This is a genomic window from Streptomyces sp. TP-A0874, from assembly GCF_001748085.1.
Classification (GTDB): Bacteria; Actinomycetota; Actinomycetes; order Streptomycetales; family Streptomycetaceae; genus Streptomyces.
Map to the genome: position 1 here is coordinate 513851 of NZ_BBZK01000004.1, position 23239 is coordinate 537089.

Here is a 23239-nt window from a genome sequence, read left to right on the forward strand (position 1 = left end):
CACCGTAGCTCCACAAAGAAGTCTTTGCAAAGGGTTCTTTGTGATCCTCTCCGCTGCCGGGCGGTGCGTCCGGGAGCCGCTGCCGACCCCACCCCGCCGCCGGCCCGCACCGGCGCTCCGGCGGCGGGGTGTGGTCAGCGCTGCGCGGCGATCCGGGAGAGGCGTCGCGCCTCGTCCCGGGCGCCGGAGGCGACCTCCTCCTCGTCCACCGTGGTGAGCCGGCCCTCCTCGACGACCGGCCGCCCGTCGACCAGCAGCAGGGTCAGCGGGGCGGGCGCCCCGAGCGTCAGCGCCGCCACCGGGTCCTCGATGGTGGAGTGGCCCAGCCCGTCCAGTCTCCACAGCGCCAGGTCGGCGAGTTTCCCGGGCTCGACGGAGCCGATCTCCTCGGCGCGGCCGAGCACCTGGGCCCCGCCGTAGGTGCCCAGCCGCAGCGCCTGGCGGGGGCCGAGCGCCTTCTCACCGCCGGCGAGGCGGTGCACCAGGAGCGCGTTGCGGAGTTCGGTGTGGAGTTCCCCGGCCTCGTTGGAGGCCGTGCCGTCGACCCCGAGGCCGACCGGGACACCCGCTCGGAGCATGTCGGGGACCCTGGCGGTGCCCGCGGCGAGCCGGGCGTTGGAGCTGGGGCAGTGGCCGACGCCCGTACCGGTGCGGGCGAAGGCCTCGATGTCGGAGTCGTTCATGTGGACGCAGTGGGCCATCCACACGTCGCCGCCGAGCCACCCGGTGGATTCGAAGTAGTCGGTGGGGCCCATTCCGAAGCGCTCCCGGCAGAACCGCTCCTCCTCGACCGTCTCCGAGCCGTGGGTGTGCAACCGCACGCCCTTGCGGCGGGCCAGTTCGGCGGCGCTGCGCAGCAGTTCGGTCGTCACGGAGAAGGGGGAGCAGGGGGCGACGCCGATGCGGAGCATGGAGTCGAAGGAGGGGTCGTGGTGGGTGTCGATCGCCTCCTCGGTGGCGATCAGCGCCTCCTCGGTGCTCTCCACGGCGAAGTCCGGCGGCAGTCCGCCGTCCGACTCCCCCAGGTCCATGGAGCCGCGGGTGGGGTTGAAGCGGACCCCCAGTTCCCGGGCCGCCCGGATCTCGGCCCCCAGGAGGTCTCCGGAGCCGCGCGGGAAGACGTAGTGGTGGTCCGCCGCCGTGGTGACGCCGCCGCGGACCATCATCGCCAGCGATCCGCGGGCGGCCGCGTGGACCATCGGCTCGTCGATACGGGCCCAGGTCGGGTAGAGGGCGACGAGCCAGTCGAAGAGGTTGGCGTCCTGGGCCAGGCCGCGGGTGAGCCACTGGTAGAAGTGGTGGTGGGTGTTGACCAGGCCCGGGGTGAGCAGATGGCCGCTGCCGTCGATCCGGCGTGCCACACCGGTGAGCCCGCGGGGTGCGGGGCCTTCCCCCACGGACTCGATGCGGTTGCCGGCTACGACGACATGGCCGCTGGTGTACTCGGTGTCGTCGGCGTCCACGGTGGCGACGGCGCAGTGTTCGATCACGGTGCGCTCGACCGGTCGGCCGGGGGGTGCCTCTGGTGCTGACATGGCGCTTCCTCGTTCTGCTGGACGGGCGGGGCGTGGAGACCGGGACGGGCGGGGGCCGGGGTGGCCGTCAGAGGTTGGTCATGTCGACCGGGATCCGCTGCTCGGCCCCCGTCCGCAGCACCGTTCCCTCGATCAGGCCGTACGGCCGGTCGGCGGCGAAGTAGACCGCCCCGTCGGCGGACTCGTTGACCATGCCGAAAGGCTCCAGGTCGACCGGGAAGTGGTGCTTGTTCGGCAGCGAGAAGCGGATCTCCTCCACCTCCTCGCACTCGTCGACGACCCGGGCGCCCATCTCGTAGAGGGTCTGCTGGAGCGAGTAGCTGTAGGTCTGGGCGAACGCCTCCAGGATGTGCCGGCGGACCTCCCGGTAGCTCTCGTCCCAGTGCGGCTCCCCCTCCGCGCCGCCGTCCCAGCCGTGGCGCCAGCAGACCGCTATGTCGGTGGCGAGGATGCGGTCGCGGGTCTCCCGCAGGGTGGTGTACTCGTCCTTGGCGTAGCCCCAGAACTCGGAGTCGGTGGTGTTGAGGACGGTGAGGTCCCGCAGCCCGGAGACGATCTCCCAGTCCGTCCCGTCGAAGCTGACCTGGGCGGTGCGGGTCTCCTCGCCGGAGCGGACGAAGGAGTGTTCGCGCGGCGCCTCGGCCGCGGCGGAACCGGCCACCGCTATCCGGTGCCAGGAGTACTCCTCCATCCTGACGCGGGCCCGGTGGATCGCTTCCTGACTGGTGAGGAAGTGGCGGGCCAGCTCCATGCCGAACCGCTCGGCCGACTCGATGCCGTACTTCCGCGCGAAGGCGAAGACGGTGTTCTTGGTGGCGTCGGTGGTCAGCACATTGGCGTTGTCCCCCCGGTAGTGCACCTCGTCCATCGCGCCGGAGAGGGCGATGGAGACGTTGAGGTCCCTGACGTGGTGGACGTCGCCCTCGCGGACGACCCTCACCACCCGGGTCTCCGCCTTGCCGTACTGGTTCTGGCCGATCACCGCCGGACGGTGCGGCGGTGGAAGAGAAGACATCCTCGCTAGCTCCCTCGGTATACGGAGTAGCCGAACGGACTGAGCAGCAGCGGCACGTGGTAGTGCTCACCGGGCTCGACGGCGAAGGTGACGGTCACCTCGGGGAAGAACGCCCTGGCACCCCCGGCACGCTCCGCACCGGCCGCGCCGTCGCCGCGGTGCTGTCCGGCGAGGTACGGTCCGACGGCGAACTCGAGGCGTACCTCGGCGGTGCCGGCCGGCAGGGCCGGCAGGTCCTTGCAGCGCCCGTCCGCGTCGGTGCGCGAGCCACCCTGCCCGGTCCACTCCGTGGCGCCGCCGCGGCGTACCGACAGCAGGACGGTGACGCCCGAGGCGGGGCGTCCGACGGCGGTGTCCAGGATGTGGGTGGACACCGAGGCGGTGCTGGGGTTCATGTGCCGCTGCCTTCCGCCATGAGACGGTTCAGTCTGATTCGGTTGATCTTGCCCAGTTCCACTCGGACGGTCTCGCGTTCCCGCTCCGGCGGGTCGGCCATCCGCCGCCGGATCTCCTCCAGCATCCGCTCCGCCGTCAGGCCGGTGGCGCAGATGAGGAAGACATGGCCGAACCTCTCCTGGTAGGCGAGGTTGAGTTGCAGCATCTCCGACCGCAGTGCCTCGGAGGCGTCCGCCATCCCGCGCTGTTCGCGGGTCGAGGCCGGGTCGCCGGGGATCGGTCGGCCGATGGGCGGATGGCCGGCCATGGCCTCGGCGAGGTCCTCGGAGGTGAGCGCCGCGGTCGCCGCGTCACTCGCCTCCAGCAGGGCTCGGGTGCTGCTGTAGGGACGGCCCGCGAGCAGGGCACCGCCCCAGGCGGTGCTGGCGCAGACTTCCCCGAGCAGGGCCCGGGCCGCCGCCCGGGGTGCGGTGTTGAACCGGGCGAGACCGCCCGGGGGTGTGGAGCTCGAAGTCACAGGGACCTCCGCGCCTGGAGCGAGACGGGGCACCAGCTAACGCCCTCAGCGCGGAGGCGTCAACAGTTTGTTGAAGACCGGTGCCGGTGGGGCGCTGCGGCCTCGTCCCGGTGGACCACGGCCCGGGGACGTAGCCCCTGGTCAGATCGCCCTGGCAGCAGGACCGCTCCGGCGGCGCGGTGTCAGGCGGGACCCGAGGCCGCCGCGCCCCCGCGCTGCCGGTTCCGCCTCTCCTCCTGGGCATTGATGTAGTTGTAGACGGTGAACCGGCTGACCCCCAGGGCGCTGGCCACGGTCTCCACTCCGTGCCGCACGGTGAACGCGCCGCGCTCCTCCAGGGTGCGCACGACGGACTGCTTAGCCTTCCGGTCGAGTTCGGACAGCGGTTTCCCGTGCCGGCGCTCCAGGTCCGCCAGTATGTGGTCGAGTGAGGCGGACAGGTGCGGCAGCCGCACCGCCAGCAACTCCTCGCCCTCCCAGGCCAGGACCACGTCATCGCCGCGGGCCTGCTCGGGCGGGAACATCCGCCCGCCCAGGGCGTCGACGAGCGGCCGGACCGCGGCGACGAACGGGTGGTCGTCCGGCACGGTCACCGCGCTCCCCCGTCCTCGGGTACGGCGGCGGCCCCGCCCGGGCCGGCCTCCCGCCCGCCCCCGTCGACCACGTTGACCTGGAGCGACACCCGGGTGGCTCCTGCCTCCAACGACCGCCGCAGCAGCGCGTCCACCGCCCCGAGCACGGCCTCGGCCCGCCCTTCCACCGTGTTCCCGAACGGCCCTACGTCCACCGTGTCCATACCGGCGTTCTGCACGACCTCCCGTGCCGCTTCCGCGTGGGCCGGTGGTTCGTCCAGGTCGAACGGTTCGGTGGTGAACTCAACCCTCAATCGCACCATGCCTACACCGTAGCGGCGCCGCCCCGGCCGATCCCGGGACGCCGGGTGCCCGGGCCAGGGGGCGGCCCGGGCACCTGTCGGTGTGTCAGAGCAGTGTCACGCCGTACGCGGCCAGGATCTGGCTGAGCGGTATGTAGAACGAGGAGCAGTTGCCGCCGCCGATGAGGATGCCGAGCGCCAGGGAGCCGGCGTACAGCGGTGCCCCGGTGTCACCCGGTTCCGAGCAGATGTTGGTGCTGATGAGACCGGTGAGCACCTGGCCGTTGCCGAAGTTGACGGTCTGGTTGAGCCCGGTGACCTGCCCGCACCGAACGCCGGAGACGCCGCCCCGCTGGCAGACCTGCTGACCGATGGTGGGGTTTCCCACTCCGGTGATGGGCACGTCGCCCACGGTGCCGGTGCGCTGGACGTCGTCGTTGGTGTACCGCACCAGAGCGTGGTCGCTGCTGGGGAAGGTGACGCCCGCGGTGACCCCGACCTCGGTGGTCTGGTCCGGGGAGGTGTACCAGACGTTGCCGGCCGAGGCGCAGTGACCGGCCGTCAGGAAATAGTCCTCGGATCCGCCGCGTACGTTGAACCCGACGGTGCAGCGGTAGCCGGAGGAGTAGACGTTGTCACCGCCGGAGACGGCGGTCGCCGCGGCCTGGGCGTGCTGCGCGGGGGCCGCGGAAGCTGCGGCCGTGTGCGCCGCGTCGGCCGAGGAGACCGCCGGCGGTGTCGCATGGGCGCTCGGAACCGCCAGCGTACCCATCGCGACCAGGCCGAGCAGTGCGGCCGCCAGCGGCCGGCCGGGTCTCTTGGGGCGACGCGGGAAACCTGGGAACCTCACGGGACCTCCTTGTTCGCGGACGCCGGCGCGGACCGCCGGCGGGAACGGCGTGCGCCCGAAACCGCACCCCGGCACGTTCCCAGGGACGCGAGAGGGGCGAGGCAAGTGTGAGGACGGCGGGCCGTGCCCGCAAGGGTCCGGGCAGAACGGAGCGGTGTCCTGCGGATGGCGGCGTCGCCGTTTGGAAACCCGAGCGCCGCGGGTACGGACGGAGACCGCCCAGCACCCAGCCCCGCTGGCGCTCGAGGAGGAGTCCCGCCGTGCCCACCGACCGAATCGTCCGACTCCTCGAACCGCTCACGCAGGGCGTCTGGAAGCCGGGTGCGCTGCTCGCGGCTCCGGCGACCCCGGGTGACCTCTCGGCGGCACGCGCCCAGATGGGTTTCTCGCTCGCCTGGCACATCGTGCTGGCCTGTCTGGGGGTGGGACTCCCGCTGCTGACCCTGGCCGCCGAGTGGTGGGGCTGGCGGACCGGGGAGCCGGGCCTGCGCATCCTGGCCCGCCGGTGGGCCCGGGCGATGGGGGTCCTCTTCGCCGTCGGCGCCGTCTCCGGGACCATCCTCAGTTTTGAGCTGGGTCTGCTCTGGCCGGGCCTGATGGGCCGTTACGGGCAGGTCATCGGCCTGCCGTTCGCCCTTGAGGGGATCGCGTTCTTCGTCGAGGCGATCTTCCTGGGCATCTACCTGTACGCCTGGGACCGGCTGTCGCCCGGCCGGCATCTGCTGACCGGGGTGCCGATCGTGGTCGCGGGGATCGCCTCGGCCTTCTTCGTGGTGTGCGCCAACGCCTGGATGAACGAGCCCAGCGGGTTCACCGTGCACCAGGGACGGGTGACCTCGGTCGATCCCTGGGCCGCCATGTTCAATCCGGCCAGCCCGCCGCAGACCCTCCACATGATCCTCGCCGCTCTCATGGTGGCCGGTTTCCTGACCGCTTCGGTCTACGCCGTGGCCCTGCTGCGGGGGCGCGACGACCGGTACCACCGGGCCGGGTTCTTCATCCCGTTCACCCTCGGCACGGTCGTCACCCCGTTCCAGCTCGTGGTCGGCGACTGGGCGGCCCGCTTCGTCGCCGGACACCAGCCGGCCAAACTGGCGGCGATGGAGGGCGTGTACCGGACGGGGAGCCATGTGCCGCTCACCATCGGGGGCATCTCCGGGAAGGACGGGCTCCAGTACGGGTTGGAGATCCCGAGCGGTCTCTCGCTCCTCGTCGGCTACCGCACCACGACCGTGGTGAAGGGGCTGGACCAGGTGCCCCGGAGCCACTGGCCACCGGTGACGGGGGTGCACATCGCCTTCGACCTGATGGTGGGCATGGGCCTGTTCCTGCTGGCCATGGCGGCCTGGCTGCTGGTGGCCCAGTGGTTCCGACGGCGTTCCGGAGCGACCGACGTGCTCCGGCTCCCCGGCATGCGGCTGTTCCTCCGTCTCGCGGTGCTGACCGGTCCGGCCGCGGTCGTCGCCCTCGAATGCGGCTGGGTGGTCACCGAGATGGGGAGACAGCCCTGGGTGGTGCAGGGGCTGATGACCGTGCACGACGCGGTGAATCCGGCCCCCGGGCTGATGTACGGGCTGTGGCTGGTGCTGCTGGTGTACGCCGCGATGACCGTGGCGACGCTGTACGTGCTGCGCCGGCTGGCGCGGGACCGACCGGTGCCCGTCGCCCCGCAGGAGGGGGAGGTCCGGGACCAGCCGGTGGCCTGATCCCCCGCCGGTCCGCGGCGGGCCGGCGGTGTGCGCCCGGGAGAGCCGACAACTTGGGAGAACACGATGCTCGCCGATGTCACCCTCGCCGTGATGTGGACCGGCCTGACCTGTTACGCGCTGTTCGGCGGCGCCGACTTCGGTGCGGGCCAGTGGGACCTGCTGGCCGGCGGGAGCCGTCGCGGGATGCCCCGCAGAGCCCTGATCGAGCACACCATCGCGCCGGTCTGGGAGGCCAACCACGTCTGGTTGATCTTCGTCATCGTGCTGCTGTGGGCCGGCTTCTCCCCCGTCTTCGCCGCGGTGCTCTCCACCCTCTACATCCCGCTGACGCTCGCGGCGCTCGGGATCATCGCACGCGGCGCCGCCTTCGCTTTCCGCAAGGCCAGCAGCCGGCTGTGGCAACGCCGGCTGTTCGGCGGCTGCTTCGCGCTCTCCTCGGTGTTCACCCCCTACTTCCTCGGCACGGTGGCGGGAGCCGTGGCTTCGGGCAGGGTGCCCCCGGGGCTGGCCGAGGGGCATGTGATCAGCAGCTGGTGCAACCCCACCTCGGTCCTGGGCGGGTGTCTGGCCGTGATCGTCTGCGGCTACCTGGCGGCCGTCTACCTCTGCGGTGACGCGGTCCGGTCGGCCGATCCGGAGGTGGCGGCATGGTTCCGGCGCCGCGCCTGGGGCAGCGGCCTGCTGGCCGGGGCGGTCTCGCTGGCGGGCATCGCCGTGTTGCACGCCGACGCGCCGCGGCTCTTCCACGGCCTGACCCACCGGGCGTTGCCGCTGGTCGTTCTCAGCGCCTGCGCCGGACCGGCCGCCCTGCTGTTGCTGCGGTGGCGTCCGGTGGCGGCGCGCGGGGTGGCCGCGCTGGCCGTCGCGGCGATCCTCTGGTCCTGGGGAGCGGCCCAGTATCCGGCGATGCTGGTGCCGGACGTCACCGTCGCCGAGGCGGCCTCCCATGACACGGTGCTCGGCGCCTGCCTGGCCGGGCTGGGCATCGGAGCGGCCCTGCTCGTGCCGTCGCTGTGGTGGCTGTACTCGATCTTCCAGCGCGAACGGGCGCCGCGGGACACCACCGGTCCCACCTCCTGAGCCCCAGCAGCCCCGGCAGCCCCCGGGCAGGCGGTGCCGCGGGCATCGGAACATTCCAGCAGGTGGCGAACGGCGCCGCGGTCCGGGGACGATGGTGGCTCCCCACCCCCACACCACGGCAGGAGAGCGCGAGATGCCCCAGAGCGTGCAGGTACGGTGCCCGGTCTGCCACCGGGAGCACTCCTTCACACCGCTCACCCTGCCCTGTTCCTGCGGCGCGCCGCTGACGCCACCGATCAGCGGCGATCCCCCGGTACCGCTGCGGCACCACACCTGGGAGGGGTCATGGGTGACGGTCCGCTGCCTCTCCTGCGAGCGGCTGGACGACTGGCCGAGCCCGGAGCTCGGCTGCTCCTGCGGAGCGCTGCTGCGCTTCTCGGTGCCTCCGCCCGTCGCCGCCGCGCCACTGGTCAGCCGGGCGGCGGAGGGACTTCGCGTTCCCGCCCCGGCCCGGCGGCCCGCTTTCCGGCCGGTGACGATCCGCACGGGCCAGGACGCGGTCACCGCGGGCGCCGAGTACCTGAAGTGGCTTGGCTTCCGGGACGTGCGGCCGTCGGAGGCCCGGGGCGGCGGCGAGGTCTCCCTGTACGGCACCGGTGTCGTCGCCCGCGTCGACCCGACGACCCGGCCGTCCACCGTGCGGGATGTGGAGTGCCTGTGGCTGCACGGGCTCAACGCCTCCGCCGTGGCCGTCTTCTTCTCCCTGGCCGGCTACGGCCACCAGGCCCGGGCCCGCGCCGACGGGGTTCGTCTCCCGCTCTTCGTCATGGATCTGACGGGCACTCCGCGGCCGGTCAACGACGCCGCGGACGAACTCGCCCGGACCGGGCCCTGACCGGTGGCGTCCGGAGCCGCATTCGGCCGGGCCCCGGCTCCGGACGCCGGCGGGGTCAGCGGTGCTCCTCCTCGCGGTACTCGTCCCGGCTGCCGGCCGCGGTGCGCTCCCGCAGTTCGACCCGCCGGATCTTGCCGGAGACGGTCTTGGGGAGATCGGCGAACTCCAGTCGGCGCAGCCGCTGGTACGGGGCGAGCGTCTGCCGGGAGTGGGCGAAGATCTCCCGCGCGGTCTCCGGCCCGGGCTCCCATCCCTCGGCGAGCACCACGTAGGCCTTGGGAACGGCCAGCCGCACCGGATCGGGGGCTGGCACCACGGCGGCCTCCGCGACCGCCTCGTGCTTCAGCAGGGCGCTCTCCAGCTCGAACGGCGAGATCTTGTAGTCGGACGCCTTGAACACGTCGTCGGAGCGGCCGATGTAGGTGAGGTAGCCCTCGGCGTCGCGCACACCGATGTCTCCGGTGCGGTAGTAGCCGCCGGCCATGGCCTCCGCGGTGCGCTCGGGGTCGCCGTGGTAACCCGTCATCAGACCGACGGGCCGGTCGGTGAGGTCCAGGCAGATCTCCCCTTCTTCCCCCGGACGGGTGCGCGGCTCACCGGTGACCGGGTCGAGCAGCGCCACGGTGAAGCCGGGGGTCGGGCGGCCCATGGAGCCGTTCTTCACCGGCTGCCCCGGGGTGTTGGCGACCTGCACCGCGGTCTCCGTCTGTCCGAAGCCGTCCCGGATGGTGATCCCCCAGGCCGCCTGGATCCGGTCGATGACCTCCGGGTTGAGCGGCTCACCGGCCGCGACCACCTCGCGCGGCGGCCGGCGGAGCCGGGTGAGGTCGGCCTGGATGAGCATCCGCCAGACGGTCGGCGGCGCGCAGAAGCTTGTGATCCCGTGGGCGTCCATCTGCTCCATCAACCGGCCGGCGTCGAAGCGACCGTAGTTGTGGATGAAGACCGTGGCCTCGGCGTTCCACGGTGCGAAGAGATTGCTCCAGGCGTGCTTGGCCCAGCCGGGCGAGGAGATGTTGAGGTGCACGTCGCCCGGCCGGAGCCCGATCCAGTACATCGTCGCCAGATGCCCGACCGGGTAGCTCAGGTGGGTGTGCTCGACGAGTTTCGGTCGGGCGGTGGTCCCGGAGGTGAAGTACAGCATCAGCAGATCACCGGCGGCGGTGGGGCCGTCCGGTTCGAAGAGCTCGGACTGCCGCCGCGCGTCCTCGTACCGCAGCCAGCCCGGCGCGCCGTCGGCCCCGGCGTCCCCGCCGACCGCGATCCGCGTGTAGTCGCCCGGCACGCCGTCGGCCCCGGCGTCCCCGCCGACCGCGATCCGCGTGTAGTCGCCCGGCACGCCGTCGAACTTGGCGGTGTCCCCCGTCCGCGCCAGCACGTGCCTCGCCCGGCCCCGGCCGACCCGGTCCGCGAGGTCGGACGGGCCGAGTAGCGGGGTGGCCGGGATGACGACGGCGCGCAGTTTCATCGCGGCGAGCGCCGTCTCCCACAGTTCGACCTGGTTGCCGAGCATGACCACGATCCGGTCACCGGGGCGCACCCCCTGGGCGCGCAGCCAGTTCGCGACGCGGTTGGAGCGGGCCGTCATCTCGGAGAAGGAGACCCGGGTCTCCCGACCGTCCTCCTCGACGATGTGCAGGGCGGTCGCCCGGCCGGACTCGGCTCGGTCGGATATCCGGTCGAACCAGTCGAGCGCCCAGTTGAACTCGGCCGGCTGGGGCCATCGGAAACCCTCGTAGGCCGAGGCGTAGTCCTCCCGGTGGCGGAGCAGAAAGTCCCGCGCGGTGCGGAACTGTTCCGTCACGTCAGTCGCCGGCATGCGTTCCTCCTCATCGACAAAACCGCTCAGTGCATCGTGGGCTCCACGACCTCGTTCGCACCAGATGCCTGCCGGATGAGTTCGTCCGAGAAGCGTCCCGTCGTCCCTGGTGGTGGGCGTGCGGCCGCGGCGGCGGTGCTTGGCAAGCCGGAGGGAGGCCCGGATACCGGGCGTATCCGGGCTTTCCGCCGACACGGCGAGGCGCCGTGGGCCGCCCTCGTCCGCCGCCGGGGATGACGGGAGACCTGTCAGGACCGGAACGCAGATCCGCGGACCCGCTCAGAGGCGGTGGAGGCGGACCACCGGGATGTCCCGTTCGGTCTTGCGCTGGTACTCGTCGTAGGGGCCGTAGATGGAGACCATGTGCGGCCAGACGCGGGCCTTCTCCTGCGGGGAGAGGGTCTCGGCGCGGGCGTGGAACCGCTCGGTGAGCACCCGGAGCCGGACGTCCGGGTGCTCCTGGATGTTCCGGTACCACTGCGGATGCTCGTCGGCGCCGCCCTTGGAGGCGACGATCAGGTAGTCGTCCCCGTCCCGGCCGTAGATGAGGACGGTGCGGTGCCAGGCTCCGCTGCTGCGCCCGCGGTGGTCCAGCAGCAGGCAGGGCGAGCCGTTCATACTGGTGCCCTCGGTGCCTCCGGACTCCTCGTAGCGCACGGCCTGCTCCCGCACCCACTCGGTCGGGCTGAGCCGCACCTCCTCGCTCTCCGTCGACGTGTTCTCGCTGCGGGCCATGCCGAAAGCTCCTCTCGTCGGTGGGGCTGGATCAGGCGGAGCCTTCCGGTCCGCCCGACTTCGCAGAGTCATCATCGGCCGCTCGGGGCGGCATCACCAGCGTCCCGCCCGGCGCGCCTCAAGACGGCCGCCATACCGCCGCGGGCAGAGTGGCCGGGGCGGCGCGCCCCGCTCGCCCGGGCCCCGAAGCGCGGCGGAACGGGTGGCGGCCGAGGTGCGGGGCGGCGGGCCCGAGGTCAGTCTGGAGGAAGGTGCACCCCTCGCAGCCGGACCGGTCTCGTCGACGGAGGACCCCATGCTCACCACCCAGTACGTCACCGGCGCGCCCAACTGGATCGATCTCGCCACCCCCGACATCCCGGCCTCCGCGGTCTTCTACCGCGACCTCTTCGGCTGGGAGCGGGAGTCCCTCGGGCCGCACGCGGGCGGCTACGGCCTGTACAAGCTGGACGGCAGGACGGTGGCGGCCACCGGGCCGCTGACCGAGGAGGGCGCGCGCAGCGCCTGGACGGTGTACTTCATGGCACCGGACGTCGATGCCACCACCGAGGCGGTGCAGCAGGCCGGCGGCACCGTGCGCACCGGCCCGACGGACGTCTTCACGGCCGGGCGGCTGGCGGCGTACAGCGACCCGACCGACGCCCGGTTCGCCGTCTGGCAGCCGGGGGAGAACGACGGGCTGCAACTGGTCGGCGCGGTGGGAGCCCTGGAGTGGACCGAGTTGTTCACCCCCGATCCGGACGCGGCGCGCGCCTTCTACGGCTCGGTCTTCGGCTGGCGGACGGCAGAGGTGCCGTTCGCCGGAACGGAGTACACGCTGATCAGTCCGCCGGACGGTGGGCAGGACGCCACCCAGGGCGGCATCATGCCGCAGACCCCGGGGGCCGAGCCGCACTGGTTGGTCTACTTCTCGGTACCCGACTGCGACGCCGCGGTCGAGCGGGCGTTGGCGCTCGGCGGCTCGCTGAAGGTGGAACCGGTGGAGGTGGAGGAGGACGGCAGCCGCTACGCCCGTCTCGCGGACCCCTTCGGCGCGGAGTTCGCGGTGATCTCCACGCCGGGGAAGCCGCTCTGATCCGCCCGCTCTGATCCGCCCGCTCTGATCCGGTTGGCGCCGTCACCCGCCGTCCGGCTCGCGGCTCCCCTCCGGCCCCGCGTGTTCCGCCGACCCCGCGTGTTCTGCCGACCCTGAGGGCAGCAGGGTCGCCCCGATCCCGGCCACCACGGCACGCAGGCCGGTCTCGAAGCCGCTTTCGTGCTGCTGGAAGATCTCGTAGCCGGCCTCCGCGGCCAGGGGGTGCTCGGCCAGACGTTCGGCACGGGCGTCCAGGTCATAGCCGTCGACTCCGTGCGCGGGGGCGGGCCCCATGGCCTGTTCCTCGATCACGTAGCCGATGGTGTAGCTGTACGCCGTCAACCACGCGCGGGCGGCCGCCGCCGGCGGGAACCCTGCCTGGGTGAGTCGGGAGAGGTGGGCTTCCATCGGTCCGGCGTACGAGGTGTCGGTGAAGTGGGTGCCGCTGTAGACCTTGGCACCGTCGCGGTAGCTCAGCAGGTGCGCCCGGAGGCCGCGCATCGCGAGCGTCAGGGCTTCCCGCCAGTCCCCGGGGGGCTGGGTGAACCCCGCGTTCATCCGCCGGAGCATCTCGGTCGCCATCTCGTCCAGCAGCGCCTGCTTGTCTTTGAAGTGCCAGTACAGCGCCGGTGCCTTGACGTCCAGTTCCCGGGCGATGGCGCGCAGGCTCAGCCCTTCCAGTCCCACCTCGTTCAGCAACCGCAGCGCGGTGTCCGCCACCAGGGCCCGGTCGAGTCTCGTCGCACGTTTCCGCTCCACGGTTGACATTCTAACGGCGTTAAGTAATCTCGGAACATGGCACTTAACAGCGTTAAGGAACCTGGGGCGGAAGGCGACGACCTCCTCGACGTGCTGGTGGTGGGCGCGGGCCCGACGGGTCTGCTGCTCGGCTGCGACCTCGCCCGCCGCGGGGTGCGCGCCCTGGTGGTCGAACGTTCGCACCGGCTCTTCCCGGGCTCCCGAGGGAAGGGCCTCCAGCCGCGCACCCTGGAGGTCTTCGACGATCTCGGGGTGCTGGCGGCGGTCCGGGCCGCCGGCGGCGGCGCCCCGGTCGGCATGGTGTGGCGGGACGGCGAGCGGCAGGCCGAGTACCGGATGTTCCCGGACGTCCCCCCGACCGAGGCCGAGCCGTACACGTCGCCCTGGCTGCTGCCCCAGTGGCGCACTCAGGAGATCCTGCTGGCGCGGCTGGCAGAGCTCGGCGGGCGGGTCGAGTTCGGCGCCGCACTGAGCACCCTGGAGCAGGACCCGGAAGGGGTGGAGGCCCGGCTCCACGACGGCCGGTTGGTACGCGCCCGATACGCCGTCGCGGCGGACGGGGGCCGTTCCACCGTGCGGCGGCAGCTGGGCGTCGGCATGACCGGGGAGGCCGTCGACCCGCATCCGATGCTGGTCGCCGACGTCCGGATCACGGGGCTCGACCGGGACAACTGGCATGTGTTCCCGTCGACCGGGGACGACTTCCTGACGCTGTGCCCGCTACCGGGCAGCGACGACTTCCAGCTCGTGGCGCGGTTCACCGACGGCGGCGGACCGGACCTCTCGGCGGACGGTGTGCGCAAGACCCTCGCCGCCCGCACCCACCTCTCGGCGGAGCAGCTCACCGAGGTGCGTTGGGCGTCCGACTTCCGGCCTCGGGCCGCGATGGCCGACCGGTTCCGGGACGGCCGGGTCTTCCTGGCGGGCGACGCCGCGCACGTGCACTCCCCGGCTGGCGGCCAGGGTCTCAACACCAGCGTGCAGGACGCCTACAACCTGGGCTGGAAGCTGGGGGCGGTGCTGCGGCAGGGGGCGCCCGAGGCGCTGCTGGAGACCTACGAGGAGGAGCGCCTTCCGGTCGCCGCGGACATGCTGGGGCTGTCCACCAGGATCCACCGTGGGGAGGCGGAGCGCGGGGCGGCCACCCGTCAGCTCACGCTCGGCTACCGGGACTCGTCGCTCGCGGTCGAAGCCCGGGTCCGGCTCCCGCCGGAGGCGCTGCGCGCCGGCGACCGCGCACCCGACGGGCGCCCGGGGCGGGCCAGGTTGTTCGACGCCTTCCGGGGGCCGCACTGGACGCTGCTCGCGGTGGGCACCGAGGTCCCGGTCCCGCCGCTCGCCCCGGAGACCGTCCGGGTGCACCGGGTGCCCGAGTACGAACCGTACGGTGTGGGCCTGTTCCTGGTGCGCCCCGACGGCTACGTCGGCTGGGCGGGACCGAGCGCGGACGGGCTGCTGCCGTACCTGGCACGCGTATCGGGCGGCGCTGAGCACCACCGGTGACACGGCGCCGCCCCGGCCCCGGGGGTCCCCCCGTCCGAGACGGGCCCTGGAGGCTGTACCTCAGCTCCCGGCGCGGACCCTGGGGGCAAGCGCTCAGCCGGCCGGGGACCCGCTCAGCACCGGTGCCGGACGGTGGATCGGGGTGTGACCGCCGGTCAGCGGAACCCCGCTGCCGCCGCGACGGCAGGCGACGATCTCGGCGGCGATGGACAGCGCCGTCTCCTGCGGGGTGCGGGCGCCGAGGTCCAGGCCGATCGGAGAGCGCAGCCGGCCGAGTTCCGCCTCGGTGAGGCCGACGGCCCGCAGCCGGTCCAGCCGGTCCAGATGGGTGCGGCGGGAACCCATCGCACCGACGTAGGCGACCGGCAGCCGCAGCGCCCGCTGCAGCAGCGGAACGTCGAACTTGGCGTCGTGTGTGAGCACGCAGAGCACGGCGCGGCCGTCCAGCCGCTGCGCGTCGAGGTAGCGGTGCGGCCAGTCGACGACCACCTCGTCGGCGCTCGGGAAGCGCTCCGGGGTGGCGAAGACCGGGCGGGCGTCGCAGACCGTCACATGGTGGCCGAGGAATCTACCGGCCTCGGCGAGAGCCGCCGCGAAGTCGATCGCCCCGAAAATGATCATGCGCGGTGGTGGGGTGCTCGACTCCACGAACAGCGCCAGCGGCACTCCGCAGCGGCTGCCCTCGGCACCGATCACCACGGTCCCCGTGCTCCCCGCCTGGAGGAGCGCCCGGGCCTCGGCCGCGGCCGTGCGGTCCAGCGGACCACCGCCCGCCGCCGCGGACCCGCCGCCGGCCGTTCCGGCGAGGCTGCCGCTGTGGGTACCGTCGGCCCGCACGCAGAGCGCGCGGCCGAGCAACTCCGGCGGCCCCTCCACCACCTGGGCCAGCGCCACCGCCTCGGCCCGGGCGGCGGCCGCCAGCGCGGCGGCCAGTACCGGTCGGCCGGGATCGCCGACCCGCACCGGGACGATGGCCACCTCCACCGTCCCACCACAGGTCAGCCCGGTGGCGAAGGCGTCGTCGTCGGAGTAGCCGAACCGTCGCGAGAGGATCTCGCCGGTCTCCAGCACCTCCTGGCAGAGTTCGTAGACGGCCCCCTCCACACAACCTCCGGAGACCGATCCGACGGCCGTGCCGTCCATGTCGACGGCGAGGGCGGCGCCCGGCTGGCGGGGGGCGCTGCCGCTGGTGGACACCACCGTGGCCACCGCGAAGTCGCGCCCCTCCTCGCACCACCGGTGCAACTGCTCGGCGATGTCCAACATTGCCGTTCTCATCTCCCTCGAGGTACCCGGAAGAGGTGCCCGTCGCTCGCGCGGCCGGACCCGCGCCCCGGGGCTGTGTCCGGGAGGTCTACCCGCCCCGGCGCCCCGGGCCGCCGGCCGTCCCGGTGGGACGGCCCTCGGCAGCCGGACGCGGTCGGCCGACGGGGCGGAGCGGCCGTGGCCGCCGCGGGGCGTCCGCGGCGGCCACGGCCATCGCTCACAGCTCGGCGATGTGCTCCGGGCGCACCGGCACCCGCGGCAGGTCCAGCCCGGTCGCGGCCCGCACGGCCGCCACCACCGCGGGCGTGGAGGAGAGGGTGGGCGCCTCCCCGACCCCGCGCAGCCCGTACGGTGCGTGCTCGTCGGCCAGCTCCAGCACGTCCACCGGCATGGAGGGGGTGTCCAGGATGGTGGGGATCAGGTAGTCCGTGAAGGAGGGGTTGCGGACCTTGGCGTCCGACACGACGATCTCCTCCATGACGGCCAGCCCCAGCCCCTGGGTGGAGCCGCCCTGGATCTGCCCCACGACCGACAGCGGGTTGAGCGCCTTGCCGACGTCCTGGGCCGCCGCCAGCTCGACCACCTTGACCAGCCCCAGTTCGGTGTCGACCTCCACCACGGCCCGGTGGGCGCAGAAGGAGTACTGGACGTGGCCGAAGCCCTGTCCGGTCTTCAGATCGAAGGGCTCCGTCGGCCGGTGCCGGAATTCCAGCTCCAGGTCGACGGCGTCGTCACCGAGGACCGCCGCGAGGTCCGCGAGCACCTCACCGCCGGCCGTGACGACCTTGCCGCCCTCAAGGAGGAGGTCGCTGCCGCTCCACGCCGGGTGCTGGTCGCCGAAGCGTTCGCGACCGAGCCGCAACACCTCCTCCCGCACGGCGAGGCAGGTGTTCCGGATGGCCCCGCCGGTCATGTAGGTCTGCCGGGAGGCGGAGGTCGAGCCCGCCGAGCCGACCTGCGTGTCGGCGGGGTGGATCGACACCTGGGTGACGCCGAGCTCCGTACGGGCGATCTGGGCGTGCACGGTGACCCCGCCCTGGCCCACCTCCGCCATCGCGGTGTGCACCAGTGCGACCGGTTCGCCGCCCACCACCTCCAGCCGCACCCGCGCGGTCGAGTAGTCGTCGAAGCCCTCGGAGAAGCCGACGTTCTTGATGCCGACCCCGTAGCCCACGCCCCGGACCACCCCCTCGCCGTGGGTGGTGTTGGAGAGGCCGCCGGGCAGCGCCCGGACGTCGGTCGAGGTGCCCTCCGGTCCGGCGGCCACCCACTGCTCCGCCGGAGGCAGCGGCAGTTCCTTGACCCGGCGCAGCAGTTCGGCGACCGGGGCCGGGGCGTCGACCTCCTGGCCGGTGGGCAGCCGGGACCCCTGCGACATGGCGTTCCGCTGGCGGAGTTCGACCGGGTCCATGTCCAGGGCCCGGGCGAGCTTGTCCATCTGCGCCTCGTACGCGAAGCAGGCCTGGACCGCTCCGAAGCCGCGCATCGCGCCGCAGGGCGGGTTGTTGCTGTAGAGCGCGATGGCCTCGATGTCGACGTTCTCGATCTCGTAGGGCCCGGCGCCCAGTGAGGCGGCGTTGCCGACGACGGCCGGCGAGGCGGAGGCGTACGCCCCGCCGTCCAGCAGGATCCGGCCCTTCAGGTAGACGAGCTTGCCGTCCTTGGTCGCCCCGTGCTCGTAGGAGAGCTTCGCCGGATGGCGGTGGACGTGGCCGAAGAACGACTCCTCCCGGTTGTAGACGATCTTGACCGGCTTACCGGTGCGCAGCGCCAGCAGGCAGGCATGGGCCTGCATCGACATGTCCTCGCGCGCCCCGAAGGCGCCGCCGACCCCGGAGAGCGTCAGCCGCACCTTGTCGGCGGGCAGGCCGAGGACCGGGGCGAGCTGCTTCTGGTCGACGTGCAGCCACTGGGTGGCGATGTAGAGGTCGACGCCGCCGTCCTCGGCGGGCACGGCGAGTCCGGACTCCGGCCCGAGGAACGCCTGGTCCTGCATCCCGACCTCGTACTCGCCGGAGACGACGACATCGGCGAGCGCCTCGGCCGCCGCGACGTCGCCGCACTTGATCGGCTGCCGGTGCAGGATGTTCGGGTGCGGGGTGTGGGCCGCGTGGTGGTCGGTCCGGCCGGGGTGCAGGATCGGCGCGTCCGGTGCGGTGGCGCTCGCCTCGTCGGTGACCAGCGGCAGTTCCACGTACTCGACGTGGATCCTGGCGGCGGCGCGGCGGGCGGTCTCCGGGTGGTCGGCGGCGACGATGGCGACCGGTTCACCGTGGAAGCGCACCACGTCCTTGGCGAGCACCGGCTGGTCGGCGATCTCCAGACCGTAGTGGGTGGCGGCGGGCAGGTCGTCGTGGGTCATCACGGCGTACACCCCGGGCACCGCCAGCGCCTCGGAGACGTCCACCGACCGGATCTCGGCGTGCGCGTACGGGCTGCGCAGCGTGCAGCCCCAGAGCATGTCCTCGTGCCACAGGTCGGAGGCGTAGGCGAACTCGCCGGTGACCTTGAGGGTGCCGTCCGGGCGCAGTGTGGACTCCCCGATACCGCCCCTGGTGGTGCTGCCCTGGTTCAGATGGGTGGGTACCCCGATCGCTCCCATGCTCAGGCACCGTCCCTTCCGCTGCTGCTCGCGGCCGCGAGACGGACCGCGTCCAGGATCTTCTCGTAGCCGGTGCAGCGGCAGAGGTTGCCCGAGAGCGCCTCCCGGATGTCGGCGTCCGTGGGCTCGGCGTTCCGCTCGAGCAGTTCGTCGGCCGCGACCAGCAGGCCGGGGGTGCAGAAGCCACACTGCACCGCCCCGGCCTCGATGAACGCCTGCTGGATCGGGGCGAGTCGGGGGCTGCCCTGCGGCCGCGGGGCGCCGGTCTCGCCGGTTGCCGCCCGGTCAGGTCCTTGCTCCGCGCCGTCCTGCCCCGCGCCCGGCGCGCAGGCGCCGGTGGCGCATCCGCCGGCGGCGCGCCGCTCGGCGTACTCGGCCAGGCCCTCCACGGTGATCACTTCCCGGCCCTCCGCCTGGCCGGCGGCGACCAGGCAGGAGCACACCGGCACCCCGTCCAGCCGCACCGTGCAGGAGCCGCACTCGCCCTGCTCGCAGGCGTTCTTCGAGCCCGGCAGACCGAGCCGCTCCCGGAGGACGAAGAGCAGGGACTCCCCCTCCCAGACGTCGTCGGCCTCGTGCCGGCGACCGTTGACGGTGAGGTTCACGCGCATGACCGGCTCCTTACGCCGTCGCAGTACTCCTGCCAGGCCCAGCCGAGGGTGCGGCGGGCCATGATGGACACGGCGTGGCGTCGGTAGCCGGCGCTGCCGCGCACATCGTCGATCGGCTGGCAGGCTTCCGCGGTGAGTTCGGCGAACCTGCGGGCGACGGCCGGTGCGATGGTCCGGCCGCTCTCCCAGTGGCCGCCCTCGTCCAGTGCGGCGGCGAGGAACTCCTCGGCCGCGTTCGCCCGTACGGGGGTCGGGGCCGCCGAGCCGATGCCGGTGCGCACCTTCCGGTCCCGGGGGTGGAGGGCCAGTCCGAAAGCGCAGACCGCGATCACCATCGCGTTGCGGGTGCCGACCTTGGAGAACTGCTGCGGCCCCGTGGCCTTCTTGATGTGCACACAGCGGATCAGCTCGTCTTCGGCGAGCGCGTTGCGCTTGGGGCCGAGGAAGAACTCGTCGATCGGGATCCGGCGGCTGCCGCGCACCGAGGCGACCTCGACCTCCGCGTCCGCCGCGAGGAGGGCCGGATGGGCGTCGCCCGCCGGCGAGGCGGTGCCGAGGTTGCCTCCGACGCTCCCCCGGTTGCGGATCTGGGGGGAGGCCACGGTGTGCGAGGCGAGCGCCAGCCCGGGCAGTTCCTCCCGCAGCTCCTCGACGATCCGGGTGTAGGGGACGCCGGCTCCGAGCCTCACGCTCTCCTCGCCGACCTCCCACTCCGCCAACTCGGTGATGCGGTTGAGATCCATCAGGTACTGGGGACGCCGTCGGTCGAAGTTGATTTCGACCATCAGGTCCGTGCCGCCCGCGATGGGCGCCGCGGAGGGGTGCTCAGCCTTGACGGCGAGCGCCTCCTCCCAGCTGGCGGGGCGTAGGAAGTCCATCTGTCGGCTCTCTATAGGTGGCTTGTCGGGTTGTGCGGCCGCCGCGCGGAGCGCGGCCCTCGTTCCCGCCCTCGGTCCACGCGGCCGGGCGGCGCGTCCGGGCGGTGACCGGTCCCGCGATTCGGAAGGTCCGCCCGTCGCGATACCCCGGCACTCTCCCAGCCACCGCTGGGACGGGCCCAGTGCCGCGCCGCCGGAAACCCGACAGCACCGCCCTCGGCCATGGGGCCTCGGGCGGTCTCCCCATCACGGGTTCCGGGCCACTGGCGTCCAGCGATTCGGGCACCGCTCCCCGACGGGCGAACCTTCCCGGTCGTGCCACTAGTACACAGAGCCACCCCCGATCGGGTGCAGTCACCAAAACCATGAAGTGGTTGGCCGGCCGACCGAGGGGTCTTGTAGATTCAAACGAAAAAACGACGTGAGCAGCGGACGACGACAGATCGGCGGGCGAGACATGCGGCTCCGCGCACTGCTGGAGAACCACACCCTGGGTCTGCGACTCCTCGGCGGCGAGGCGGAGTTGGACCGCGCCGTGCGCGGGGTGATGACCACGGACCTGCGTGATCCCAGCCGCTACCTCTCCGGGGGCGAGCTCGTCCTCACCGGCCTGGTCTGGCACCGCGAGCCGGCGGACTCCGAGCGTTTCGTACGGATCCTGGCCCGGGCCGGGGTCGCCGCGCTCGCGGCCGGCGAGGCGGAGCGCGGCCCCATCCCGGCCGACCTGGTGGCGGCCTGCGCGCGCCACCGGCTGCCGCTCTTCCTGGTGGACGAGAAGGTGGCCTTCGCCACCATCACCGAGCACGTCGTACGGCGGGTGTCCGCCGAACGGGCCGGAGATCTGGCGGCGGTGGTCGACCGCCACCGGCGGCTGATGACCGGTGGTTCCGCGGAGGGCGGCCCGGAGGTCCTGCTTGACCTGCTGGGCAGCGATCTGGACCTGCGGGGCTGGGTCCTCTCCCCCACCGGCCGGCTGATCGCGGGCGGGCCGTCGGAACTGCCCGAAGCCACCCGAGCCGTGCTCGCCGGGGAGCACCTGGCCAGGGCGAGCGGCGGGCGCCCTGGCCCGTACCGGCTCCCGTTAGCCGAGCGGACCTACTCCCTCTTCCCGGTCCACGACGTCCGACTGGCGGAGACCCGGGAGAGCGCGCTCGCGGACTGGCTGCTGGTGGTGGAGGCCGACGCCACCGAGTGGCCCGCGGAGCGGCTGGACCTGCTCCGTGGCATCACCCAGCTGATCGCGGCGGGACGGGACCGCAGGGACGCGGCCCGGGCGGTCCGCCGCCAGTTGGCGGCGGAGATCCTGGAGCTCCTGCAGGGCCGCGCCTCGCCCGCCGAGTTGGCTGCCCGGCTCCGGGTGACCGCCCCGGTGCTGCTGCCCGGATCGGACCAGGGCAGCCCGCACTGGCAGGTGGTCGTGGCGCGGGTCGAGTGGCAGGCCGCGGAGGGTTCGGAAGCCGGCGGCTCGTCCCCGCAGCCGACCGGAGGGCTGTCCCAGGCGCTTCTGGAAGAAATCCTGATCGACCCTCGGACCACCTCCGGTGCCCCGGTGGCGGTCGCCCACACCGACACCGAGGCGGTGGCGTTCGTGCCGCTGCCGGAGACCGGCGGAACGGAGGAACGCCCGGCGATCCGCAGCGACTCGCTGGCCAGGACGGTCGGCGGACCGCTGGCCCGCGGCCTGGCCTCCGACGGAAGACTGAGCATCGGCGTCAGCGCGGCGGTTCACTCGTCCGAGGGGATTCGCGGGGCCTTGGAGGAGGCGCGGCACGCCCGCCGGGTGGCCGCCGCCCGCGCCGGCCGGGTCTGCGTGGCGGGCCACGAGGAGTTGGCCTCCCATGTACTCCTGCTGCCCTTCGTACCCGACGACGTCCGACGGGCCTTCACCGCCCGACTCCTCGACCCGCTCCGGGAGTACGACCGCCGCCACCGGGCGGAACTGGTCAGCACGCTGGAGGCCTTCCTGGAGTGCGACGGCTCGTGGACGCGCTGCTCCTCCCGGCTCCACCTCCACGTCAACACCCTCCGCTACCGCGTGGGCCGCATCGAACAGTTGACCGGGCGGGACCTCTCCCGCCTGGAGGACAAGTTGGACTTCTTCCTGGCGCTCCGGATGAGCTGACCACGGCAATCTTTGTGAAAAATTTCACCCAAGCCCCTTGGCTGGACACCGCCATCCATGCTGAGATGCGCCGACGGTTCCGGCTCAACGGCGCGCTCGGGGAGGAAATGTGGCGGACACCGCCATGTCGGCTAGGGGGATCTCGAAAGAGCCGGGGGGCGGGGACCCGGTTCAGGACGCCATCTGGCGCCTGCGGTCGCGCGGCTGCTGGGAGGACGCCGCCGCGCTCCTCGAACCTCGCCAGACCGCGGCGGCCGCGCTGCAACGCGTCTCACTGCTGGCCGAACGCTGTCTCTTCACCGCGGAGGGCTGGGCGGAGGCCGAAACCGCACTGCGCGCCGCGGAAGCCCTCGCGCACACCGATGACGAGCGCGGGGCGGCGGCGTGCGAACGCGGCCATCTCGCCTATGCGGCCACCGTCCTGCACGTGCGCGACCGCGCGGACGAGGCCCGCGCGGCCCTCGGCCGGGCGGCCGCGCTACTGAGACCGACGGCCGCCGGCCGGGCCCTGCTGGACTTCCGGCGCGGACTGCTGGCGGAGCACCTCTCGGACAGCCCGCAGTCCGCCCGCGCGGCCTACCACCGCGCCCACACCGGCGCCTTGGCGGCCGGCGACGCCCTGCTGTCCTCGTCCACCTGGCGCCACCTCGCGGGCTTGGCGCTCCGCGATGGGGAGGTCGCCGAGGCCCGACAGGGTTTCGCCGAGTCGCTCCGGATCCGGGAGGAGCTGGGCTACCTGGTGGGCACCGCCCCGGCCCTGGTCTCCCTGGCCGAGGTGGAGAGCGAGCCGAAGGCCAGCGGCCTCCGCGCCGAGGCCGCCCGCCTCTTCCGGCTGCTCGGCGGGATCCCGACCTGGTTGGGTGACCGACTCACCGCCGCGGCCATCGCCTGACCCACGCCGAGCGGCGTACACCCGGCTCCGGCCCGTCCAACACGGAGGCCTGAGCCGGGCGGTTGCCGCCCCGGGGCGGCTGGCCTCGGAGAAACGCCGCCGCCGGGAGGCCAGCCACCCGTGCGCACCGAACCGGGGCACGGAATCGGCTGCTCAGGCAGGTCGA

General features: G+C 72.9%; 21 protein-coding genes. 7 read left to right on the forward strand and 14 right to left on the reverse strand.

Annotated features, from left to right (window positions below):
* Positions 1-134: 134 nt before the first annotated feature.
* The 7 genes from BGP73_RS06365 to BGP73_RS06395 all read right to left on the reverse strand — a co-directional run bounded on the left by BGP73_RS06365 (position 135) and on the right by BGP73_RS06395 (position 5109).
* Positions 135-1535 carry an 8-oxoguanine deaminase gene (locus tag BGP73_RS06365; protein ID WP_069812468.1) on the reverse strand — a complete coding sequence of 467 codons (1401 nt, stop codon included), beginning with the start codon at positions 1533-1535 and terminating at the stop codon, positions 135-137.
* A gap of 67 nt (positions 1536-1602) precedes the next feature.
* A complete protein-coding gene (pucL, locus tag BGP73_RS06370; RefSeq protein ID WP_069812469.1) occupies positions 1603-2550 on the reverse strand; it encodes a factor-independent urate hydroxylase in 948 nt (315 codons plus the stop codon).
* A 5-nt stretch (positions 2551-2555) separates the two neighbouring features.
* Entirely contained in the window at positions 2556-2945 is a 390-nt protein-coding gene (gene uraH / locus BGP73_RS06375) for a hydroxyisourate hydrolase (RefSeq protein WP_069812470.1), read from the reverse strand.
* Complete coding sequence (gene uraD, locus BGP73_RS06380; protein WP_069812471.1) at positions 2942-3463, reverse strand: 2-oxo-4-hydroxy-4-carboxy-5-ureidoimidazoline decarboxylase; 522 nt, start codon at positions 3461-3463, stop codon at positions 2942-2944. Before uraD ends, uraH begins: the two co-directional genes overlap by 4 nt.
* Before the next feature lie 182 nt (positions 3464-3645).
* Positions 3646-4056: a helix-turn-helix domain-containing protein gene (locus BGP73_RS06385; protein ID WP_069812472.1), complete on the reverse strand. Its 411-nt coding sequence runs from the start codon at positions 4054-4056 to the stop codon at positions 3646-3648.
* Positions 4053-4355 (reverse strand): hypothetical protein, encoded by a 303-nt coding sequence (locus tag BGP73_RS06390; protein ID WP_069812975.1) that lies wholly within the window; start codon positions 4353-4355, stop codon positions 4053-4055. The genes BGP73_RS06385 and BGP73_RS06390 overlap by 4 nt, the downstream gene beginning before the upstream one ends.
* Positions 4356-4443: 88 nt before the next feature.
* Positions 4444-5109 (reverse strand): S1 family peptidase, encoded by a 666-nt coding sequence (locus BGP73_RS06395; protein WP_441350750.1) that lies wholly within the window; start codon positions 5107-5109, stop codon positions 4444-4446.
* A 404-nt stretch (positions 5110-5513) separates the two neighbouring features.
* Between BGP73_RS06395 and BGP73_RS06400 the strand changes: the two genes are divergently transcribed.
* The 3 genes from BGP73_RS06400 (at position 5514) to BGP73_RS06410 (ending at position 8811) form a co-directional block, all read left to right on the forward strand.
* Positions 5514-6893 (forward strand): cytochrome ubiquinol oxidase subunit I, encoded by a 1380-nt coding sequence (locus BGP73_RS06400; protein ID WP_069812978.1) that lies wholly within the window; start codon positions 5514-5516, stop codon positions 6891-6893.
* 66 nt (positions 6894-6959) lie between these two features.
* The gene (locus BGP73_RS06405) at positions 6960-7976 is read left to right on the forward strand and encodes a cytochrome d ubiquinol oxidase subunit II (RefSeq protein ID WP_069812474.1); all 1017 of its coding nucleotides are present in this window, start codon (positions 6960-6962) and stop codon (positions 7974-7976) included.
* 133 nt (positions 7977-8109) lie between these two features.
* Positions 8110-8811, forward strand: coding sequence for a hypothetical protein (locus BGP73_RS06410; protein WP_069812475.1), 702 nt, complete (start codon positions 8110-8112; stop codon positions 8809-8811).
* Positions 8812-8866: 55 nt separating this feature from the next.
* Here the strand turns inward: BGP73_RS06410 and BGP73_RS06415 are convergent, their stop codons facing one another.
* On the reverse strand, positions 8867-10630 hold the full coding sequence (locus tag BGP73_RS06415; protein WP_069812476.1) for an AMP-binding protein: 1764 nt from the start codon (positions 10628-10630) through the stop codon (positions 8867-8869).
* 279 nt (positions 10631-10909) lie between these two features.
* Complete coding sequence (locus tag BGP73_RS06420) at positions 10910-11365, reverse strand: nitroreductase family deazaflavin-dependent oxidoreductase (RefSeq protein ID WP_069812477.1); 456 nt, start codon at positions 11363-11365, stop codon at positions 10910-10912.
* A 295-nt stretch (positions 11366-11660) separates the two neighbouring features.
* Here BGP73_RS06420 and BGP73_RS06425 point away from each other — a divergent pair, with 295 nt between their 5' ends.
* Positions 11661-12440: a VOC family protein gene (locus BGP73_RS06425; protein WP_069812980.1), complete on the forward strand. Its 780-nt coding sequence runs from the start codon at positions 11661-11663 to the stop codon at positions 12438-12440.
* A gap of 42 nt (positions 12441-12482) precedes the next feature.
* Here BGP73_RS06425 and BGP73_RS06430 read toward each other — a convergent pair whose 3' ends face one another.
* On the reverse strand, positions 12483-13199 hold the full coding sequence (locus BGP73_RS06430) for a TetR/AcrR family transcriptional regulator C-terminal domain-containing protein (protein ID WP_374701125.1): 717 nt from the start codon (positions 13197-13199) through the stop codon (positions 12483-12485).
* 36 nt (positions 13200-13235) lie between these two features.
* On the opposite strand from BGP73_RS06430, the gene BGP73_RS06435 reads away from it, so the two are divergent.
* Entirely contained in the window at positions 13236-14702 is a 1467-nt protein-coding gene (locus tag BGP73_RS06435) for an FAD-dependent oxidoreductase (protein WP_069812478.1), read from the forward strand.
* 93 nt (positions 14703-14795) lie between these two features.
* Here the strand turns inward: BGP73_RS06435 and BGP73_RS06440 are convergent, their stop codons facing one another.
* The 4 genes from BGP73_RS06440 to BGP73_RS06455 all read right to left on the reverse strand — a co-directional run bounded on the left by BGP73_RS06440 (position 14796) and on the right by BGP73_RS06455 (position 20059).
* Positions 14796-15968 carry an XdhC family protein gene (locus BGP73_RS06440; RefSeq protein ID WP_069812479.1) on the reverse strand — a complete coding sequence of 391 codons (1173 nt, stop codon included), beginning with the start codon at positions 15966-15968 and terminating at the stop codon, positions 14796-14798.
* Positions 15969-16185: 217 nt separating this feature from the next.
* A complete protein-coding gene (pucD, locus tag BGP73_RS06445; RefSeq protein ID WP_069812480.1) occupies positions 16186-18570 on the reverse strand; it encodes a xanthine dehydrogenase subunit D in 2385 nt (794 codons plus the stop codon).
* A 2-nt stretch (positions 18571-18572) separates the two neighbouring features.
* Positions 18573-19181 carry a (2Fe-2S)-binding protein gene (locus tag BGP73_RS06450; RefSeq protein WP_069812481.1) on the reverse strand — a complete coding sequence of 203 codons (609 nt, stop codon included), beginning with the start codon at positions 19179-19181 and terminating at the stop codon, positions 18573-18575.
* Positions 19172-20059, reverse strand: a complete 888-nt coding sequence (locus BGP73_RS06455) for an FAD binding domain-containing protein (RefSeq protein ID WP_069812482.1) — start codon at positions 20057-20059, stop codon at positions 19172-19174. Before BGP73_RS06455 ends, BGP73_RS06450 begins: the two co-directional genes overlap by 10 nt.
* Positions 20060-20516: 457 nt before the next feature.
* Here BGP73_RS06455 and BGP73_RS06460 point away from each other — a divergent pair, with 457 nt between their 5' ends.
* On the forward strand, positions 20517-22181 hold the full coding sequence (locus BGP73_RS06460) for a PucR family transcriptional regulator (RefSeq protein WP_069812483.1): 1665 nt from the start codon (positions 20517-20519) through the stop codon (positions 22179-22181).
* Between the two features lie 109 nt (positions 22182-22290).
* The gene (locus BGP73_RS06465; protein WP_069812484.1) at positions 22291-23073 is read left to right on the forward strand and encodes a hypothetical protein; all 783 of its coding nucleotides are present in this window, start codon (positions 22291-22293) and stop codon (positions 23071-23073) included.
* Positions 23074-23239 lie beyond the last annotated feature (166 nt).

Excerpts from the sequence above, each read along its gene's own strand:
- BGP73_RS06365 (WP_069812468.1), bottom strand. The coding sequence starts at position 1,535 with ATGTCAGCACCAGAGGCACCCCCCGGCCGACCGGTCGAGCGCACCGTG.
- pucL (WP_069812469.1), bottom strand. The coding sequence starts at position 2,550 with ATGTCTTCTCTTCCACCGCCGCACCGTCCGGCGGTGATCGGCCAGAAC.
- uraH (WP_069812470.1), bottom strand. The coding sequence starts at position 2,945 with ATGAACCCCAGCACCGCCTCGGTGTCCACCCACATCCTGGACACCGCC.
- BGP73_RS06395 (WP_441350750.1), bottom strand. The coding sequence starts at position 5,109 with ATGGGTACGCTGGCGGTTCCGAGCGCCCATGCGACACCGCCGGCGGTC.
- BGP73_RS06405 (WP_069812474.1), top strand. The coding sequence starts at position 6,960 with ATGCTCGCCGATGTCACCCTCGCCGTGATGTGGACCGGCCTGACCTGT.
- BGP73_RS06410 (WP_069812475.1), top strand. The coding sequence starts at position 8,110 with ATGCCCCAGAGCGTGCAGGTACGGTGCCCGGTCTGCCACCGGGAGCAC.
- BGP73_RS06415 (WP_069812476.1), bottom strand. The coding sequence starts at position 10,630 with ATGCCGGCGACTGACGTGACGGAACAGTTCCGCACCGCGCGGGACTTT.
- BGP73_RS06420 (WP_069812477.1), bottom strand. The coding sequence starts at position 11,365 with ATGGCCCGCAGCGAGAACACGTCGACGGAGAGCGAGGAGGTGCGGCTC.
- BGP73_RS06425 (WP_069812980.1), top strand. The coding sequence starts at position 11,661 with ATGCTCACCACCCAGTACGTCACCGGCGCGCCCAACTGGATCGATCTC.
- BGP73_RS06435 (WP_069812478.1), top strand. The coding sequence starts at position 13,236 with ATGGCACTTAACAGCGTTAAGGAACCTGGGGCGGAAGGCGACGACCTC.
- BGP73_RS06440 (WP_069812479.1), bottom strand. The coding sequence starts at position 15,968 with ATGTTGGACATCGCCGAGCAGTTGCACCGGTGGTGCGAGGAGGGGCGC.
- pucD (WP_069812480.1), bottom strand. The coding sequence starts at position 18,570 with ATGGGAGCGATCGGGGTACCCACCCATCTGAACCAGGGCAGCACCACC.
- BGP73_RS06450 (WP_069812481.1), bottom strand. The coding sequence starts at position 19,181 with ATGCGCGTGAACCTCACCGTCAACGGTCGCCGGCACGAGGCCGACGAC.
- BGP73_RS06455 (WP_069812482.1), bottom strand. The coding sequence starts at position 20,059 with ATGGACTTCCTACGCCCCGCCAGCTGGGAGGAGGCGCTCGCCGTCAAG.
- BGP73_RS06460 (WP_069812483.1), top strand. The coding sequence starts at position 20,517 with ATGCGGCTCCGCGCACTGCTGGAGAACCACACCCTGGGTCTGCGACTC.